Source organism: Pseudomonas sp. LBUM1664, assembly GCF_059695895.1.
This window is the reverse complement of record NZ_CP166791.1, coordinates 4,959,719-4,975,938: the sequence shown is the minus strand read 5'-3', so window position 1 is coordinate 4,975,938 and position 16,220 is coordinate 4,959,719. Positions and strand designations below refer to the sequence as shown.

18 protein-coding genes and 1 tRNA gene are annotated in these 16,220 nt (G+C 59.0%); 18 read left to right on the top strand and 1 reads right to left on the bottom strand.

The window, feature by feature from the left end:
* Positions 1–33: 33 nt before the first annotated feature.
* From ruvC to ACA047_RS23305, 13 genes are all read left to right on the top strand, one after another.
* A complete protein-coding gene (gene ruvC / locus ACA047_RS23365) occupies positions 34–558 on the top strand; it encodes a crossover junction endodeoxyribonuclease RuvC (RefSeq protein WP_025215229.1) in 525 nt (174 codons plus the stop codon).
* Between the two features lie 114 nt (positions 559–672).
* Positions 673–1,281, top strand: a complete 609-nt coding sequence (ruvA, locus tag ACA047_RS23360; protein WP_497353379.1) for a Holliday junction branch migration protein RuvA — start codon at positions 673–675, stop codon at positions 1,279–1,281.
* On the top strand, positions 1,282–2,343 hold the full coding sequence (gene ruvB, locus ACA047_RS23355) for a Holliday junction branch migration DNA helicase RuvB (protein WP_497353377.1): 1,062 nt from the start codon (positions 1,282–1,284) through the stop codon (positions 2,341–2,343).
* Positions 2,344–2,470: 127 nt separating this feature from the next.
* Positions 2,471–2,938 (top strand): tol-pal system-associated acyl-CoA thioesterase, encoded by a 468-nt coding sequence (gene ybgC, locus ACA047_RS23350; protein WP_497353375.1) that lies wholly within the window; start codon positions 2,471–2,473, stop codon positions 2,936–2,938.
* Positions 2,928–3,623 carry a protein TolQ gene (tolQ, locus tag ACA047_RS23345; protein WP_497353373.1) on the top strand — a complete coding sequence of 232 codons (696 nt, stop codon included), beginning with the start codon at positions 2,928–2,930 and terminating at the stop codon, positions 3,621–3,623. Before ybgC ends, tolQ begins: the two co-directional genes overlap by 11 nt.
* 23 nt (positions 3,624–3,646) lie before the next feature.
* Entirely contained in the window at positions 3,647–4,099 is a 453-nt protein-coding gene (gene tolR / locus ACA047_RS23340; protein ID WP_161798348.1) for a protein TolR, read from the top strand.
* On the top strand, positions 4,099–5,178 hold the full coding sequence (tolA, locus tag ACA047_RS23335) for a cell envelope integrity protein TolA (protein WP_497353371.1): 1,080 nt from the start codon (positions 4,099–4,101) through the stop codon (positions 5,176–5,178). The genes tolR and tolA overlap by 1 nt, the downstream gene beginning before the upstream one ends.
* Positions 5,175–6,476, top strand: coding sequence for a Tol-Pal system beta propeller repeat protein TolB (gene tolB / locus ACA047_RS23330; protein WP_497353369.1), 1,302 nt, complete (start codon positions 5,175–5,177; stop codon positions 6,474–6,476). The genes tolA and tolB overlap by 4 nt, the downstream gene beginning before the upstream one ends.
* A 52-nt stretch (positions 6,477–6,528) precedes the next feature.
* Positions 6,529–7,026 (top strand): peptidoglycan-associated lipoprotein Pal, encoded by a 498-nt coding sequence (gene pal / locus ACA047_RS23325; RefSeq protein ID WP_003178634.1) that lies wholly within the window; start codon positions 6,529–6,531, stop codon positions 7,024–7,026.
* 6 nt (positions 7,027–7,032) lie between these two features.
* The gene (gene ybgF / locus ACA047_RS23320; protein WP_497353367.1) at positions 7,033–7,863 is read left to right on the top strand and encodes a tol-pal system protein YbgF; all 831 of its coding nucleotides are present in this window, start codon (positions 7,033–7,035) and stop codon (positions 7,861–7,863) included.
* Positions 7,864–8,029: 166 nt separating this feature from the next.
* On the top strand, positions 8,030–8,677 hold the full coding sequence (gene queE, locus ACA047_RS23315; RefSeq protein WP_497353365.1) for a 7-carboxy-7-deazaguanine synthase QueE: 648 nt from the start codon (positions 8,030–8,032) through the stop codon (positions 8,675–8,677).
* A 19-nt stretch (positions 8,678–8,696) separates the two neighbouring features.
* Positions 8,697–9,371: a 7-cyano-7-deazaguanine synthase QueC gene (gene queC / locus ACA047_RS23310; protein ID WP_497360508.1), complete on the top strand. Its 675-nt coding sequence runs from the start codon at positions 8,697–8,699 to the stop codon at positions 9,369–9,371.
* Positions 9,372–9,434: 63 nt separating this feature from the next.
* Positions 9,435–9,510, top strand: a tRNA-Lys gene (locus ACA047_RS23305).
* 116 nt (positions 9,511–9,626) lie between these two features.
* Here ACA047_RS23305 and ACA047_RS23300 read toward each other — a convergent pair.
* Positions 9,627–10,562: a LysR family transcriptional regulator gene (locus ACA047_RS23300; RefSeq protein ID WP_497360506.1), complete on the bottom strand. Its 936-nt coding sequence runs from the start codon at positions 10,560–10,562 to the stop codon at positions 9,627–9,629.
* 170 nt (positions 10,563–10,732) lie between these two features.
* On the opposite strand from ACA047_RS23300, the gene ACA047_RS23295 reads away from it, so the two are divergent.
* Genes ACA047_RS23295 through ACA047_RS23275 form a run of 5 tightly spaced genes read left to right on the top strand, consistent with a single transcriptional unit; the run spans position 10,733 to position 16,219 of the window.
* A complete protein-coding gene (locus tag ACA047_RS23295; protein WP_497353363.1) occupies positions 10,733–11,350 on the top strand; it encodes a thermostable hemolysin in 618 nt (205 codons plus the stop codon).
* Entirely contained in the window at positions 11,347–12,912 is a 1,566-nt protein-coding gene (locus ACA047_RS23290; RefSeq protein WP_497353361.1) for an AMP-binding protein, read from the top strand. Before ACA047_RS23295 ends, ACA047_RS23290 begins: the two co-directional genes overlap by 4 nt.
* Positions 12,887–13,768 (top strand): TauD/TfdA family dioxygenase, encoded by an 882-nt coding sequence (locus ACA047_RS23285; protein WP_497353359.1) that lies wholly within the window; start codon positions 12,887–12,889, stop codon positions 13,766–13,768. Before ACA047_RS23290 ends, ACA047_RS23285 begins: the two co-directional genes overlap by 26 nt.
* Before the next feature lie 8 nt (positions 13,769–13,776).
* Entirely contained in the window at positions 13,777–14,901 is a 1,125-nt protein-coding gene (locus ACA047_RS23280; RefSeq protein WP_497353357.1) for an aminotransferase class III-fold pyridoxal phosphate-dependent enzyme, read from the top strand.
* Positions 14,879–16,219 (top strand): aspartate aminotransferase family protein, encoded by a 1,341-nt coding sequence (locus ACA047_RS23275; RefSeq protein ID WP_497353355.1) that lies wholly within the window; start codon positions 14,879–14,881, stop codon positions 16,217–16,219. The genes ACA047_RS23280 and ACA047_RS23275 overlap by 23 nt, the downstream gene beginning before the upstream one ends.
* Position 16,220 lies beyond the last annotated feature (1 nt).

The window sequence follows — 16,220 nt, the reverse complement described above, 5'->3', positions numbered from 1 at the left end:
GTTCAAACAATTCCCCTTCAAACCGCAGGCGCTATGACTTTAATCCTTGGTATCGACCCCGGTTCGCGCATCACCGGCTACGGCGTGGTTCGCGATACCGGGCGCGGCTGCGTGTACGTTGCTTCTGGCTGCATCCGCACCGGTGCGGGTGAGCTGCACGAGCGCTTGCAGATTGTTTATCGCGGCGTGCGCGAAGTCATCCAGACCTACGGCCCGGTCACCATGGGCATCGAAAAGGTCTTCATGGCGCGCAACGCCGACTCTGCCCTGAAGCTGGGGCAGGCCCGGGGCGCGGCGATTGTCGCCGGTGCCGAGGAAAGCCTGGAAATTGCCGAATACACCGCAACCCAGGTCAAGCAGGCGGTCGTTGGAACGGGCGCGGCAAACAAGGAGCAGGTGCAAATGATGGTGATGCATCTGCTGAAACTGGTCAGCAAGCCGCAGATCGACGCCTCCGATGCCCTGGCTATTGCCATTTGCCATGCCCATACCCGTTCCAGCCTGTTGCCTCACGGCCTTGGAGCCGCACGCAGTCGTGGCGGGCGCCTGCGTCTCTGATAGCATCAGCGCAATCATTCATGAGCCTGAGCATTTTGTGCCTGTGTTGTCGGCCTTCATGCTCCGGCTGTTACTCGCCAGCCAGCGGCTGGCCAACGCCCAAGGATCTGAAACGTGATTGGACGCTTGCGCGGCACCCTGGCTGAAAAACAGCCGCCGCACCTGATTCTGGATGTAAATGGGCTGGGCTATGAGTTGGAAGTGCCCATGACTACGCTGTATCGCTTGCCGTCGGTCGGTGAACCGCTGACGCTGCACACCCATTTGGTCGTGCGTGAGGATGCGCAGTTACTCTATGGCTTCGTCGGCAAGCGCGAGCGGGATTTTTTCCGCGAGTTGATCCGTCTCAATGGCGTCGGCCCGAAGCTGGCCCTGGCCTTGATGTCGAGCCTGGAAGTCGACGAACTGGTGCGCTGCGTGCAGTCCCAGGACACCTCGGCGTTGACCAAGGTGCCGGGTGTGGGCAAGAAAACCGCCGAGCGTCTGTTGGTTGAGCTCAAGGACCGCTTCAAGGCCTGGGAAGTGGTGCCGGCCATGTTCGCGTTGGTGCCTAACCAGCCGGATGCGCCTGCGCCTGCGGTCAGCGCCGAAAACGATGCGGTCACCGCGCTGATTTCCCTGGGCTACAAGCCGCAGGAAGCCAGCAAGGCGATTTCCGCCATCAAGGAAAAAGGCTTGAGCACTGAAGATATGATTCGTCGCGCCCTGAAGGGAATGATTTAAGTGATTGAAGCCGATCGTCTGATTGCCGCCACGGGCGCGCCCCGTGACCGCGAAGAAGTCCAGGACCGCGCGATTCGCCCCGTCAGCTTGGCCGATTACATCGGTCAACCGACCGTGCGCGAGCAGATGGAGCTGTTCATCCAAGCGGCCCGTGGGCGCAGCGAGTCGTTGGATCACACGTTGATCTTCGGCCCGCCGGGCTTGGGCAAGACCACCTTGGCCAACATCATTGCCCAGGAAATGGGCGTGTCGATCAAGAGTACGTCCGGGCCGGTCCTCGAACGACCGGGCGACCTGGCGGCACTGCTGACCAACCTTGAGCCCCATGACGTGCTGTTCATCGACGAAATCCATCGGCTGTCGCCGATTGTCGAGGAAGTGCTGTACCCGGCCATGGAAGATTTCCAGCTCGACATCATGATCGGCGAAGGACCGGCGGCGCGTTCCATCAAGCTGGATTTACCGCCCTTCACCCTGGTGGGCGCCACCACCCGCGCCGGCATGCTGACCAACCCGCTGCGCGACCGTTTCGGTATCGTCCAGCGCCTGGAGTTCTACAACAATGCTGACCTTGCGACGATTGTCAGTCGCTCGGCGGGCATCCTCGGGTTGCCGCTGGACCCGGATGGCGCTTATGAGATCGCCCGTCGGGCCCGGGGTACGCCACGGATCGCCAACCGACTGCTGCGCCGAGTCCGGGATTTTGCCGAAGTCCGGGCCAAGGGGCACATTACTAAACCGATTGCCGACCTGGCATTGAACCTGCTGGACATCGACGAACGTGGTTTCGACCACCAGGATCGACGTCTACTGTTGACCATGATCGAGAAGTTCGACGGTGGCCCGGTGGGCGTGGACAGCCTGGCAGCAGCCATCAGCGAAGAGCGTCACACCATTGAAGATGTGCTGGAGCCGTACCTGATTCAGCAGGGCTACATCATGCGCACCCCCCGCGGGCGTGTGGTGACGCGCCATGCTTATCTGCATTTTGGCTTAAACATCCCGACACGAATGGGTGAGATGCCGGTGGTAGACGAATTCCTCGATGCCGTGGACGATTGAACGAGCTCTGTTCGCCGACTTTTTTCCGCTTCGTGCTGTCCCAGACGACGCGCGGAGCGTCAATGCGTTCGAGAATGAAAAAACAGTTGCCTGGCCGATTGGCAACCTGAGGAGTAAGCACTAGAGTATGCGCGCGCAAAACGGGCTGGAGTCGTTCGCACATCGTTGTCGCGTTTATTACGAGGACACCGATGCCGGCGGCATCGTTTACTACGTCAATTACCTCAAGTTTATGGAACGGGCTCGAACCGAACGGCTGCGGGAACTGGGTTTTGCCCAATCCGCACTGGTAGGGGAGGACCTGTTATTCGTCGTGCATTCCAGCGAAGCGCGCTACCACGCGCCGGCGCGACTGGACGACGAACTGTTGGTAAGTGCCGATGTCATCGAATTGAACCGTGTCAGCCTGCGCTTCAAGCAGCAGGTCAGGCGGGCTACGGATAACGTGCTGCTCTGCGAAGGGCAGTTTTTGGTGGCCTGTGTGCGCACCCATAGTTTGAAACCCCGGGCCATTCCCGAAGCTCTACGTGCGGCCTTTGCCGGCGTGAGCGGCGCGGGTACACACTCAGAGCAGGAGATAAAGCGTGGAAGCTAACGTCGTCGACCATTCCTCCATGTGGAGCCTGGTCAGTAATGCCAGCGTCGTGGTGCAACTGGTAATGCTGGTCCTGGTAGCCGCATCGGTGACCTCATGGATCATGATTTTTCAGCGCAGCAACATGCTGCGCGCCGGTCGCCGTGCCCTGGAGAGCTTCGAAGAGCGCTTCTGGTCCGGTATCGACCTGTCCAAACTCTACCGCCAGGCCGGTAGCAATCCGGATCCGGATTCGGGCGTCGAGCAGATCTTTCGCGCCGGTTTCAAGGAATTTTCCCGTCTGCGTCAGCAGCCAGGCGTGGACCCGGAAGCGGTGATGGAAGGCGTGGCCCGTGCCATGCGCGTGGCCATTTCCCGCGAGGAAGAAAAACTTGAACAAGGCCTGTCGTTTCTGGCCACCGTTGGTTCGGTCAGCCCGTACATCGGCTTGTTCGGTACGGTGTGGGGGATCATGAACTCCTTCCGTGGTTTGGCCTCTGCCCAGCAAGCGACCCTGGCCACCGTGGCCCCGGGTATCGCCGAGGCACTGGTCGCCACCGCCATCGGCCTGTTCGCGGCCATCCCGGCCGTTATCGCTTACAACCGCTTCGCTGCCCGCAGCGAAACGCTGACCAGCCGTTACTACACCTTCGCCGATGAGTTCCAGGCGATCCTGCACCGCAAAGTGCACACCAGCGAAGAATAAGCAGGTATTTCCCAATGGCTTTAATCGCTCGAGCCCGAAAAAAGCGCAAGCCGGTTGCCGAGATGAACGTGGTGCCCTACATCGACGTGATGTTAGTGCTGCTGGTCATCTTCATGGTGACCGCGCCGATGCTCAATCAGGGCGTGAAGGTCGATCTGCCCAAGGTTTCCAGCGAAGCCTTGCCGCAGGACAACAACACTCAGGTCCTGACCATTTCGATCAAGGCTGACAAGACCTACTACTGGAACCTTGGCAGCGAAGTCGACACCGAGAAACAGCAGGACCGGGCCATGACCTTGCCGCAGATGACCGATGCGGTGACCAAGATCATCCGTGTCGGCAACGATGCCGGCAAGCGCACCCAGGTCTTCATTCGCGGCGACAAGACCGTCGACTATGGTGCCGTGATGGGCGCCATGGGCGGTCTGCAGAAAGCCGGGGTCGGTAATGTTGGCTTAATTACTGAGGCGCCCTGATGCAGCAACAGCGAGAGCCGTCCGCCTCGGAAAGCTACTTCTGGCCTAGTGTCCTGGCAATCGGCCTGCATGTGCTGGTGTTCGGCATGCTGTTCGTCAGTTTTGCCATGACCCCGGAGCTGCCGCCGGCCAAGCCGATCGTGCAGGCGACCCTGTACCAACTCAAGTCGAAAAGTCAGGCCACCACGCAGACTAACCAGAAGCTTGCCGGTGAGGCGAAGAAATCTGCTGCGCGCCAGACCGAAGTCGAACAGATGGAGCAGAAAAAGGTCGAGCAGGAAGCGGTGAGAGCTGCGGAACAAAAGAAAGAGGAAGCTGCTCAAAAGGCCGAAGAAGCGAAGAAGGCCGACGAGGCGAAGAAATCGGACGAGGCGAAAAAGGCTGACGAAGCCAAGAAAGCCGACGAAGCGAAGAAAACCGCCGAGGCCAAAAAGGCCGAAGAGAAACAATTGGCTGATATAGCCAAGAAGAAATCCGAAGAAGAAGCCAAGAAAGCTGCTGAAGAAGAGGCCAAGAAAGCGGCCGCTGAAGAAGCGAAGAAAAAGATCGTCGAGGACGCCAAGAAGAAAGCGGCCGAAGACGCCAAGAAGAAAACTGAAGCTGAAGAGGCGAAAAAGAAAGTCGCCGAAGACGCGAAGAAGAAAGCCGCCGCCGACGCTGCCAAGAAAAAGTCTCAGGATGCAGCGCGTAAATCCGCTGAAGAGAAAAAGGCCCAGGCCCTGGCAGATTTGCTTTCTGACACGCCGGAGCGCCAGCAGGCGTTGGCTGATGAGCAGGGCGATGAAGTCGCCGGTAGCTTCGATGATTTGATTCGCGCCCGAGCGGCAGAAGGCTGGGCTCGTCCACCTTCGGCGCGCAAAGGCATGACGGTAGTATTGCAAATCGGCATGTTGCCCGATGGTACGGTTACCTCGGTCAGCGTGGCCAAGTCCAGCGGTGACGGTCCGTTCGATGCTTCGGCGGTCGCAGCGGTCAAGAACATTGGACGTTTGACGGAAATGCAAGGAATGAAGCCGAGCGATTTTGCTCCCTATCGTTCATTCAAGATGACATTCACACCTGAGGATCTAGCCTTGTGAGAAACCTTCTTCGAGGAATGCTTGTCGTTATCTGCTGCCTGGCAGGGATAGCAGTAGCAGAGGAAAAGAACATTCTGGTCACCAGCGGCAGCGACCGGGCTACTCCGATCGCCGTCGTACCGTTCGGTTGGCAGGGCGGCAGCGTCCTGCCAGACGACATGGCAGAAATCATCGGCAACGACCTGCGCAACTCGGGTTACTACGCGCCGATTCCGAAGCAGAACATGATCAGCCTGCCGACCCAGGCCAGCGAAGTCATCTACCGCGACTGGAAGGCCTTGGGCGCCCAGTACATCATGGTCGGCAGCATCGCTCCGGCCGGCGGTCGCCTGCAGGTGCAGTACGCCCTGTTCAACGTCGCCACCGAACAGCAAGTGCTGACCGGCAGCGTGTCGGGCAGCATTGATCAACTGCGCGACATGGCGCACTACATCTCTGACCAGTCGTTCGAGAAACTTACCGGCATCAAGGGCGCGTTCTCTACCCGCATGCTCTACGTGACGGCCGAACGCTTCTCCGAGAAAAACACCCGCTATACCCTGCAGCGTTCCGACTATGACGGCGCCCGCGCAGTGACCTTGCTGCAATCGCGCGAGCCGATCCTGTCGCCGCGTTTCGCCCCCGATGGCAAGCGTATCGCCTATGTATCGTTCGAGCAGAAGCGTCCACGGATCTTCATGCAGAACATCGATACCGGTCGTCGCGAGCAGATCACCAACTTCGAAGGCCTGAACGGTGCGCCAGCCTGGTCGCCGGACGGTTCGCGCCTGGCGTTCGTGCTGTCCAAGGACGGTAACCCGGACATCTACGTGATGAACCTGGCTTCGCGTTCGATTTCCCGCGTGACCAACGGTCCTGGCATCAATACCGAGCCGTTCTGGGGCAAGGATGGCTCGACCATCTACTTCACCTCCGACCGTGGCGGCAAGCCGCAGATCTACAAGACCAGTGCGGGTGGTGGCGGTGCCGAACGCGTGACGTTCATCGGTAACTACAACGCCAACCCTAAACTGTCGGCGGACGAAAAGACCCTGGTAATGATCCATCGCCAGGAAGGTTTCACCAACTTCAAGGTGGCGGCCCAGGATTTGCAGCGCGGTAGCGTAAAAATCCTCACTGATAGCACTCTGGACGAGTCACCTACTGTTGCGCCCAACGGCACCATGGTAATCTACGCCACCCGCCAGCAGGGCCGGGGAGTCTTGATGCTCGTATCCATTAATGGACGCGTGAGGCTCCCGCTTCCTACCGCTCAAGGCGAAGTCAGAGAACCGTCCTGGTCCCCTTACCTGAACTGACGCGGCGCTATACGTTTTACTTAACACACTGGGGTTCATTAGGAGTTTCACGATGGAAATGCTGAAGTTTGGTAAATTTGCTGCGCTGGCTCTGGCCATGGCTGTAGCTGTAGGTTGCTCGTCCAAAGGCGGCGACAACGCCGGTGAAGGCGCTGTTGATCCAAACGCTGGTTACGGCGCTAACACTGGTGCAGTTGATGGCTCCCTGAGCGAAGAAGCTGCTCTGCGCGCAATCACCACCTTCTACTTCGAATACGACAGCTCGGACCTGAAGCCAGAAGCCATGCGCGCTCTGGACGTTCACGCCAAAGACCTGAAAGCAAACGGCGCTCGCGTTGTTCTGGAAGGCAACACCGACGAACGTGGTACTCGTGAGTACAACATGGCACTGGGCGAGCGTCGTGCGAAAGCCGTTCAACGCTACCTGGTACTGCAAGGTGTTTCCCCAGCTCAGCTGGAACTGGTTTCCTACGGCGAAGAGCGTCCAGTTGCTACCGGCAACGACGAGCAGTCCTGGGCTCAAAACCGTCGCGTCGAACTGCGTAAGTAATTCGTCATGCGAACGTGCCGTCGTGCTGTAACTGTTCTGGCTCTCAGCCTCGCGCCGCTTGCGGCGTGGGCTGCGGTTCCTGTGGTCGATAACGATTCCGGCTATAACAATAGCGGGAGTAGCTATCCGCCTGCAGGTTACGGTACGAACGGCGCCTATGCCGGGGGAGGGGTTTCGGCCCCTGTCTCGGCACAGGGCGAGCTGTTCAACCAACTGCAGCAAATGCAGGATCAGCTTTCGCGTCAGCAAGGCGTGATCGAAGTTCTGCAAAATGATATTGCGCGCATGAAGCAAGAAAACCTGGAGCGATACCAGGATCTTGATCGGCGCATAGGAACCGGCGGTGCACCTGCCGCGACTCCTGAGAATTCTCCAGCCGGTGGCGATTTGAACGCCCCCGGTGCAGCCGCAGGCGCGGGGGCAGCCGCTCCAGCACCTGCCGCCGGTGGCGAACCGGCTGATCCAGCGAAGGAAAAGCTCTATTACGATGCTGCCTTCGACCTGATCAAGGCCAAGGATTTCGACAAGGCCAGCCAGGCCTTTGCCGCTTTCCTGCGCAAATACCCCAACAGTCAGTACGCGGGCAACGCTCAATACTGGTTGGGCGAAGTGAACCTGGCCAAGGGCGACCTGCAAGGCGCCGGACAGGCGTTTGCCAAGGTGTCTCAGCTGTATCCCAAGCACGCCAAGGTGCCGGATTCGCTGTACAAGCTCGCTGACGTGGAGCGTCGCCTCGGTCACACCGATAAGGTCAAAGGCATTTTGCAGCAGGTGGTGGCCCAATACCCGGGTACATCTGCCGCTCAACTGGCTCAGCGTGATCTGCAGCGCATGTAAACCGGTTTGACCTGCATTGAAGAAACCCGCGCCTGTCGCGGGTTTTTTCGTTAGAATTCACGCCCTTTTTATGAAATACGCTTTTTGGGATCTGCGCGTTGGCGGGGTTCCTTGAAGTGCCTGACGGAGGCGGACAGCCTGTTTAGCTGTTACGCCCGTGGCGACTATGCAAGACACATTGAGAATCACCGAAGTTTTTTACTCGTTGCAGGGTGAAACACGAACGGCCGGGCTGCCCACAGTATTTGTGCGCCTCACCGGTTGTCCGTTGCGTTGCCAATACTGCGACAGTGCCTACGCCTTCAGCGGCGGCACCTTGCGAACCCTTGACGATATCCTTGAGCAAGTGGCCGGCTATCGCCCGCGCTATGTCTGCGTCACGGGTGGCGAGCCCTTGGCGCAACCCAACGCCATCCCCTTGCTCAAGCAGTTGTGTGATGCCGGCTATGAGGTCTCGCTGGAAACCAGCGGCGCCCTGGACATCTCGGCCGTCGACCCGCGCGTCAGCCGCGTCGTGGACCTGAAAACCCCAGGTTCGAAGGAAGTGCATCGCAACCGTTATGAGAACATTGAGTTGTTGACGCCCAACGATCAGGTCAAATTCGTTATCTGTTCGCGGGACGACTATGACTGGGCTGTGTCCAAACTGATCCAGTACGGGCTAGACCAGCGGGCCGGCGAGGTGCTGTTGTCACCGAGCCACCACGATTTGAACGCCCGGGATCTGGCGGACTGGGTGGTGGCGGACAATCTGCCGGTGCGCCTGCAATTGCAGCTGCATAAATATCTTTGGAACGACGAGCCGGGGCGCTGATATGACTGAACAATCGAACATTGTGCAAAAACGTGCGGTCATCCTGCTGTCCGGTGGCCTGGACTCGGCGACTGTCGTGGCCATGGCCCGTGCCGAGGGCTACCGCTGCTACACCATGAGTTTCGATTACGGCCAGCGCCATCGCGCTGAACTGCAGGCCGCCGAGCGGGTTGCCCAGGACTTGGGTGTGGTAGAGCACAAAGTGATCGGCATGAACCTCAACGGCATTGGCGGCTCGGCCCTGACCGACAGTTCCATAGACGTACCCGAAGCACCGAGCGAAGGCATCCCGGTGACTTATGTGCCGGCGCGTAACACCGTGTTCCTGTCCTTGGCGCTGGGTTGGGCCGAAGTATTGGGCGCTCGCGACATTTTCATTGGCGTCAATGCCGTGGATTATTCCGGCTATCCAGACTGCCGCCCAGAGTTCGTCGAAGCCTTCGAGCGCATGGCCAACCTGGCGACCAAGGCCGGTGTGCAAGGGCAGGGCTTCCGCATCCAGGCGCCGCTGCAGAATCTCAGCAAGGCCGACATCGTCAAGGCCGGTGTGAAGCTTGGGGTGAACTACGGGCTTACCGTTTCCTGCTATCAGGCCGATGATCAGGGCCGTGCTTGTGGCAAGTGCGACAGCTGCCGCCTGCGTGCAGAAGGCTTCGCAGCGGCTGGCGTGAGCGATCCAACCCCTTATTTTTGATTTATTTCAAATTAGGTGTTGAATAGTCCTTAGAAATCAGTATTATACGCGCCACCACACAGCGGGTCGTTAGCTCAGTTGGTAGAGCAGTTGGCTTTTAACCAATTGGTCGTAGGTTCGAATCCCACACGACCCACCATTTTTAGCAGTTTTAAAAGTCTGGAAGGCCCACGAAAGTGAGGATTTCCGGATTTTTTTTTGCCTGATAAAAAGTCTCAAGGAGCCGCCCGACGATTCGAGTGGCTCCCTGGCTGATTAAAATAGGCCGGCCTCGGCGCATACTTTTATGATCTGTTCGCGAAACCAGATGTTGGCGCTGTCCTGGCCCGGTTTTTCGCTCCACATCATATCCAGCGTGAAGTTCGGTAAACCCGCCGGTGGTCTGCGATGGCTGAACCGGGCTTCGTCACAGGTCAACGCCTGAATACGCCGAGGCAGGGTCAGGATGAAATCGGTCCCGCTGATCATATTAAGCGCCGCCACGTAGCTGTTGGCCCGGGCGACAATCTGTCGGTTATAGCCTTGCCGGGCAAGCCAGCCATCTATCATGTTGGTGTCGGACGTCCAGGGCGTTGGAAAAACATGCTGGCACGCGACAAACGTCTCCAGGCTGAACTCCTCTTGCTCCAGTGCGAAGTCTTTGTCGACCACGCAGACCAATTCATCCTCCAGCAATACGTGTGATCGTAAAACTTTTGCGTCGCGATGAAAGTCGGGGCCGAAACAAATAACCAGATCGAAGCGGCCGTCCAATAGTTCATCGACTGGAATGTCTTTGTGGAACTTTTGGATGTTGATAATGACTGGGAAACGGCTACCGATAAAGCGCTTTACCAGCGTTGGGAGGATAATAAGTTCAAAGTATTCAGGTGCGCAGATATTGAATGTTATTTCTTTCTGGGTCGGGTCGAATGCTTGAATGCCTGAATGGCATATATTAATTGTTTTGAGGATTTTAACTAAGTGGTTGTACATGGCGGTGGCTTTGTTCGTGGGCTGCATGCCACTACGGGTATTGATGAACAACTCGTCTTCGAAGCTTGTGCGGAGTTTTTTCAGGCAATAGCTCACGGTTGACTGGCTGACACAGAGGCTCTCGGACACCTCGGTAACGCTGCTCTGCTCGTACACCGCGACGAACACCATCAGGTCCTGCATGTCCAGCTTTCTAAGCAAATTACTATTGAGCATAAGATCCTTCTCGTCGTAATCCATCCGGTAGCATCCTTTGCTTTTATGACAAAGGTATTTATTTATATATTAGCGGAAGCAATTTAGTTTTTAAATGGCTTGTGGGAATTTTCTTAAATATGCTCGCCTCGCTTTTCATGGAATGCCTGCACAAGGGCGGAGGAGACGAAATGCAAATACGTGTCGCGGAAACTAAGACACCGTTATGGGTGCAAGCCACTGAAGTAGTAACGGAGAAATTTCGCAGTTCTTATTCGGCGTCGGTTGAACCGAATCCACAATACTTTGCGGTCACTCAGGATTCGACAGATCGTATTCTTGCCTGCGCCGGTATTACGTTTGCGGACCACCGCACACTTTTTTCCGAGCAATACCTGGCGCAACCGATTGACGAGATTTTGTCCCAGCGCTTGGGGAAAACAATCGATCGCTCGAACATTGTCGAGATCGGCAACCTGGTCTCCCATCACCTGACGGCCGGAATGATTCTGGTTAACATGATTCCTTTATTGTCCTGGTGCATGGGCGGGCATTACCTACTGTGCACGGTTACACCCCGCGTTCGGCAAATGATGGAAAGTTGCCAGATCGATTTCGAGCCGCTGCTGACTGCAGATCCCATGCGCCTGACCGACGATGGTGGCAAGAATTGGGGGACCTACTACTCCAAGTTGCCGGTGACCGGTTTCATCCGGGTGGACCCGCAGCGCTCGCGTTTCGCAGCCATGACCCTCAATACCTCATTCACTCAACTGCCCAGCGATTCTCTGGCGAGGGCGCAGCCATGAGCGACGGGTTCATCAATCAATTGCAACAAGCGTTGCAGGCCAATCGCCAAGCCGTCTGTGCGGTGGACTGGTCGGCATCGGGCAACGAGCCTATGGAATTGACCTACGGCGAGCTGGAACATCGGTCGCTTAATCTGGCGGCTGAATTGCAGCGGCGTTTCCCCAGCAGGGCCGATGGCGATCATGTGGTGCTGGGGATTGCGACGCGTAACAGCAGTGACTGGTTGGTGGCCGACCTGGCGTGCCTGTTCGCCGGGATTACCGCGTTGCCGTTGCCACTGGCGTTCAGCCAATCCCAGGCCGAACACTTGGCCGAGCGTTGCGACGGGTTTTTGGTGGATGCCGCTGGGCAGCGAACGTTGGCGCAGCGCTGGAAGCTGAATTTCCCCGACAGTCGCCTGCGACGCATCAGCGAACCGGTGATCGAGCAGCCTTTGCTGCAAACGCCGGAGGGTGACGGTGACTGGATCTGTAAAATCATTCACACCTCGGGCACCACTAGCCGGCCAAAAGGTGTGCGCCTGAGTATCCAGGCGGTCGGTGCGGTGCTGGCATCGCTGCGCCAACGCATGCCAGCCGATGCTCATCGTCGTTACCTGTCGCTGGTACCCTTGAGTTTGCTGCTCGAACAGGTGACCGCTGCGTACCTGCCGTTGCTGGCTGGCGGGACCGTGCATTTTCTGCCGTCGGGCGAAGCGTTGCTCGGCGAGCCGGGGGCGTCACCGCAGCGCCTGGTCGATTGGATCTTGCAAGTCCAGCCAACGGCCCTGACGGTGCCTCCGGTCATGGTCAATCGCTTCCTGGGGCAATTGAGCGAAGGGGGGGAGCAGGGCGAGCGGCTGGCGCGCTACCTGAAATCGGGCGCGCACATCACCTGCGGCGGCGCGGCGGTCAGTATCGATGTCCTGCGCGGTCTGGCTGAGCAGGGCATTGAGGTGTTCCAGGGCTACGGGCTATCCGAGAACGCTTCGGTGGTCAGCATGAATACCTTCGAACAGCAGCGCCTGGGCAGCGTCGGCAAACCGTTACCCCATGTCCAGGTGCGTATCGGCGCCGACCAGACCATCGAGGTCAAGAGCAGCTCACTGTTCAGCGGCTACTCGGGGACGGACCCCAGCGCCTGCTCCATGTCCGATGACGGATGGATGGACACCGGAGACCTGGGGATGCTGGATGCCGATGGCTACCTCTACGTGCACGGGCGCAAGAAGAACGTGATCTGCCTGCCCAATGGCCGCAACGTCAGCCCGGAACAGGTCGAGCTGGAGTATCGCAAATACCCGGGCGTAAACGACGCCGCCGTGTTTTTCGATGAGCACCACGGTCTGGTGGCGTTGCTGTGTGTCGAGTCGACACCGGCGCGAGATGAACTGGTCGCCTGGTCGGCCGAACGCTTCTCCGATATCGAACGACCGAGCAGACTTTGGTTGTTGACCCAGGACGACCCCTTGATCGAGCAGCTTTATACCGTCACCGGTCGGCCGAAACGCGCCGATATCGCCACTGCTTTTTCCACTCTGCAAAGGAATGCATCCAATGAGCACACCTGCCTTTCACTGTGAAAACCCGGACGTATCCATCGTCGAGGCGCATCACTTCGCCAGCCTGGGCAAGGCTGAGCTGTACGAGCTGCTGGGGCATTACGGTGTCGTGCTGTTTCGTAACTGTATTCACAGCGCCGAGGATTTCAGCGCCTATGTGAAGCAAAACAGTTCGCGGCTGAGCCTGGATCCGGCCCGTATCATGGTCGGTGGCGCTGCACAGTTGGTTGACGCAGGGCGGCAGGCGGTCGGCCTGCATTGCGAGAATGGCAACTCGCCGTTCTGGCCGGACATGACCTGGTTCTATTGCCAGGAAGCACCGCGCAAGGGGTCGCAGACCACCTTGTGTGATGGCGAGAAGGTGCTGGCGAAACTCTCTCCAGGCTGCCGCACCTTCTTTGAAGAAAACCCTATTCGCTACAGCCGTACCGTGGCGGGCGAAAAGTGGCGCCGCCTGGTCTGTCACTACTCGCCGACCTTGTCGGACCCCGCGGCCGTCGACATCGAGGACCTGCTGCAAATCATCGGGAATGACCCGCAGACCCTGATTTCCTTCAACCCGGTCGATGATTCGATTCACTACGCCTTCAGCACCCCGGCGATCCTGACATCCGCTTTCAGCCAGCGTCCGGCCTTTGCCAACAGCATCCTGGGGCCATCCTTTAACTACGAGGCGCCGTTGATCGATACGGTGGCCGGACAGCCGATTCCGGCCGGGTTCCTGGCCGAGATCGAGAAGGTGTCCGCCCAGTACACCTGCCCGGTTGGCTGGCGTGACCACGACGTGGTGATGATCGATAACCGTCGGGTCATGCACGGTCGTGAAACCATCGTTGACGAGCGTCGGCGCATCTTCAACGCCTTGAGCTATCGCTGAGACTCCTCATGAAAAACAACAAACAAATTATCAGCGGGCAGTACGAGACCTACCTCGACGGCGATGGCCGACAGATCATCGACCTGACCGGCGGGTTCGGCTTCCAGGTGCCGTCAGTGATCGAGGCGGTCAGCCGCCAGGCGGACATCATGGGTTTGTCCAACCGGGTACTGATGTCCGAACCGTTGATTGCCTTGTGCCGACGCCTGGCCGAGCTGCTGCCCGCGCCGCTGGCCAGCTCTTATGTGTGCAGCTCCGGCGACGAGGCGTTTGAGGGTGCCTTGAAGTTGTGCAAGGGGCTCAAGCCCAAGGGCAACACCATCGTGTTTATCCAGGGTGGCGATTACGGATCGCTGACTTACGGACGTTGTCTCAATGCCGCGCCAGGCGATCTGGGTGTCCAGAGTTTTCTGGGGTTCAGGCGGGCGGCGATTCGTCATCTCCCTGACCTGGATACGGTGGATTGGAGTGATTGTTTTGCGGTGTGCCACAGCAATACCCGCACCGATGCAAACGGCCGACTGAAACTGCTTGAACCTGCGTTGATCGAGCAGTTGCATGCCCGCGCGGCACAGGCGTCGGTGCCGGTCATCGCGGTGGACACCCACAGCTGCCTCGGTAGCCTGGGTTCGCTGTTCGGTTTTCAGCGTTATCGCCCCGTCCCGGACATTGTCGTACTCGGTGGCCCCCTGAGCGGCAGTGCGATTCCCATCGGCACCTATACCTGCAGTGAGCGCATGGCCTGGCAGGTTTATGGGCGCAGCAGCCCGGCCAAACACGGCAGCACCACGGCCGGCAATCCGATGGCTTGCGTGGCGGCCCTGGCCGCTCTGGATTATGTGCAGGCTCACGATTCGCCCCGGCAATGCCATGAAAACGGCCAGCGACTGGCGCAAACCCTTGCTCCATTCGGTGCGGTGGCCGTGGGGGCCTGGGTTAGCCTGCCGCTGGCCGATGACCTGCAACCGGCCGTGCTCTGCGAAGCGCTTTACCAGCAAGGCGTCTATGTCAGCGCTCCCCGTGGCCGCGAATTGATTTTTCGCTGCCCGATCACTGCCCGCCCCGAACAGATTCAACGTGCTGCCCACCTCATCAAGGAGACCTTGAGCCATGTCCTTACTCAGGCCGCATGAACAACTGCTGGATGACTGCCAGCGGCACTGGAGCGCGTCGGCGGCCAAACTGTATCGCCTGGGCAAGACCAGCGTCGAGCAACAGGCCGATGGCATCCATGTCACCGACCACACCGGAAAGCGCTTCATCGACTGCGCGTGCAGCTATGGGGTGTTTATCGTCGGGCACCGCAACCCGACGGTGCTCGAGCGGGTGCAGGCGCAATTGATTCAGATGGCCTGGGTGCCGGAAGGCCGGCACCACCCGCTTCAGGACAAACTGTCCGAGCGTCTGTGCCAGTTGGTGCCAGGGGACTGGGGCGATGTGCAATTTATGGTGTCGGGCGCCGAGGCCGTCGAGCAGAGCCTGCGCTATGCGCTGCGGATCCAGCCGCAGCGGCGCGGGATCGTGGTGATGAGTGGCTCCTACCACGGCAAGACCCTGGCGGCGATGAGCATCCTTGGCCAGCAACAGAACCATGGCAGCTACGGTATCGATCCTCCCGAAGTGACCTGCGTGCCCTACGGCGATTTCGCTGCGCTGCAAAAGGCCGTGGGCGAGGGCGTGTGTGCGGTGTACGTCGAGCCGATTTTGGGCGGTGCCCATTTGCAGGTGCCTGCGGTGGGCTACATGGCCAACATTCGGGCGTTGTGCGATGCCACCGGCACGCTGTTGGTGGCGGATGAAATCCAGACCGGTTTCGGTCGCTGCGGCAAATGGTTCGCCGTGCAATATGACGACGTGGTGCCCGACATCATGATCCTCTCCAAGGGGCTGACCGGCGGTTACACCTCGTTTGCCTGCGCCATGTACAGCCAGCGACTGGCCACCCAGTTCCCGCTCAGCGAAATCGAGCCGGACTCGCGAACCAATGGCGGGCACCCGGTAGCGTGCGCTTCGGCGCTCGCGGCCATCGATTACATCGAGCAGCACAACCTGGTGGAACTGTCGCGGGTCAACGGCGGCTTGCTGCGCCATGGCCTGCAACGGCTGGCCCTGCGTTATCCGCGTATCGTCGAGGACGTGCCGGGCGTGGGCCTGATGACAGGGCTGCGCCTGCGCGGCTCGGTCTATGAAGCCTTGATGAGCATGGAACTGGGCAAGCGTGGCGTCCACGCCGGGCATTCGATGAATGAAAAGGCCGATCGCCCGGTGCTGCGTTTCTATCCGCCGCTGAACATCACCCCCGAAGCGTTGCGCCATGTCCTGACGATGATTGAGGAGGCCCTGGATGCCATTGACCGGCGTCCTGCGCTGGCGATCAAGGCGTTTTCCCTGGTAGTGCGCAATATGTATCTGTTGCCCAACAAGTGGTTGCGCAGCAAGGAGGCCTCGTGAG

Bases quoted from the DNA above. Each gene is read 5' to 3' on its own strand.
- ruvC (WP_025215229.1), top strand. From the start codon at position 34: ATGACTTTAATCCTTGGTATCGACCCCGGTTCGCGCATCACCGGCTAC.
- ybgC (WP_497353375.1), top strand. From the start codon at position 2,471: ATGCGCGCGCAAAACGGGCTGGAGTCGTTCGCACATCGTTGTCGCGTT.
- tolA (WP_497353371.1), top strand. From the start codon at position 4,099: ATGCAGCAACAGCGAGAGCCGTCCGCCTCGGAAAGCTACTTCTGGCCT.
- pal (WP_003178634.1), top strand. From the start codon at position 6,529: ATGGAAATGCTGAAGTTTGGTAAATTTGCTGCGCTGGCTCTGGCCATG.
- ybgF (WP_497353367.1), top strand. From the start codon at position 7,033: ATGCGAACGTGCCGTCGTGCTGTAACTGTTCTGGCTCTCAGCCTCGCG.
- queE (WP_497353365.1), top strand. From the start codon at position 8,030: ATGCAAGACACATTGAGAATCACCGAAGTTTTTTACTCGTTGCAGGGT.
- ACA047_RS23300 (WP_497360506.1), bottom strand. From the start codon at position 10,562: ATGCTCAATAGTAATTTGCTTAGAAAGCTGGACATGCAGGACCTGATG.
- ACA047_RS23295 (WP_497353363.1), top strand. From the start codon at position 10,733: ATGCAAATACGTGTCGCGGAAACTAAGACACCGTTATGGGTGCAAGCC.
- ACA047_RS23290 (WP_497353361.1), top strand. From the start codon at position 11,347: ATGAGCGACGGGTTCATCAATCAATTGCAACAAGCGTTGCAGGCCAAT.
- ACA047_RS23285 (WP_497353359.1), top strand. From the start codon at position 12,887: ATGAGCACACCTGCCTTTCACTGTGAAAACCCGGACGTATCCATCGTC.
- ACA047_RS23280 (WP_497353357.1), top strand. From the start codon at position 13,777: ATGAAAAACAACAAACAAATTATCAGCGGGCAGTACGAGACCTACCTC.
- ACA047_RS23275 (WP_497353355.1), top strand. From the start codon at position 14,879: ATGTCCTTACTCAGGCCGCATGAACAACTGCTGGATGACTGCCAGCGG.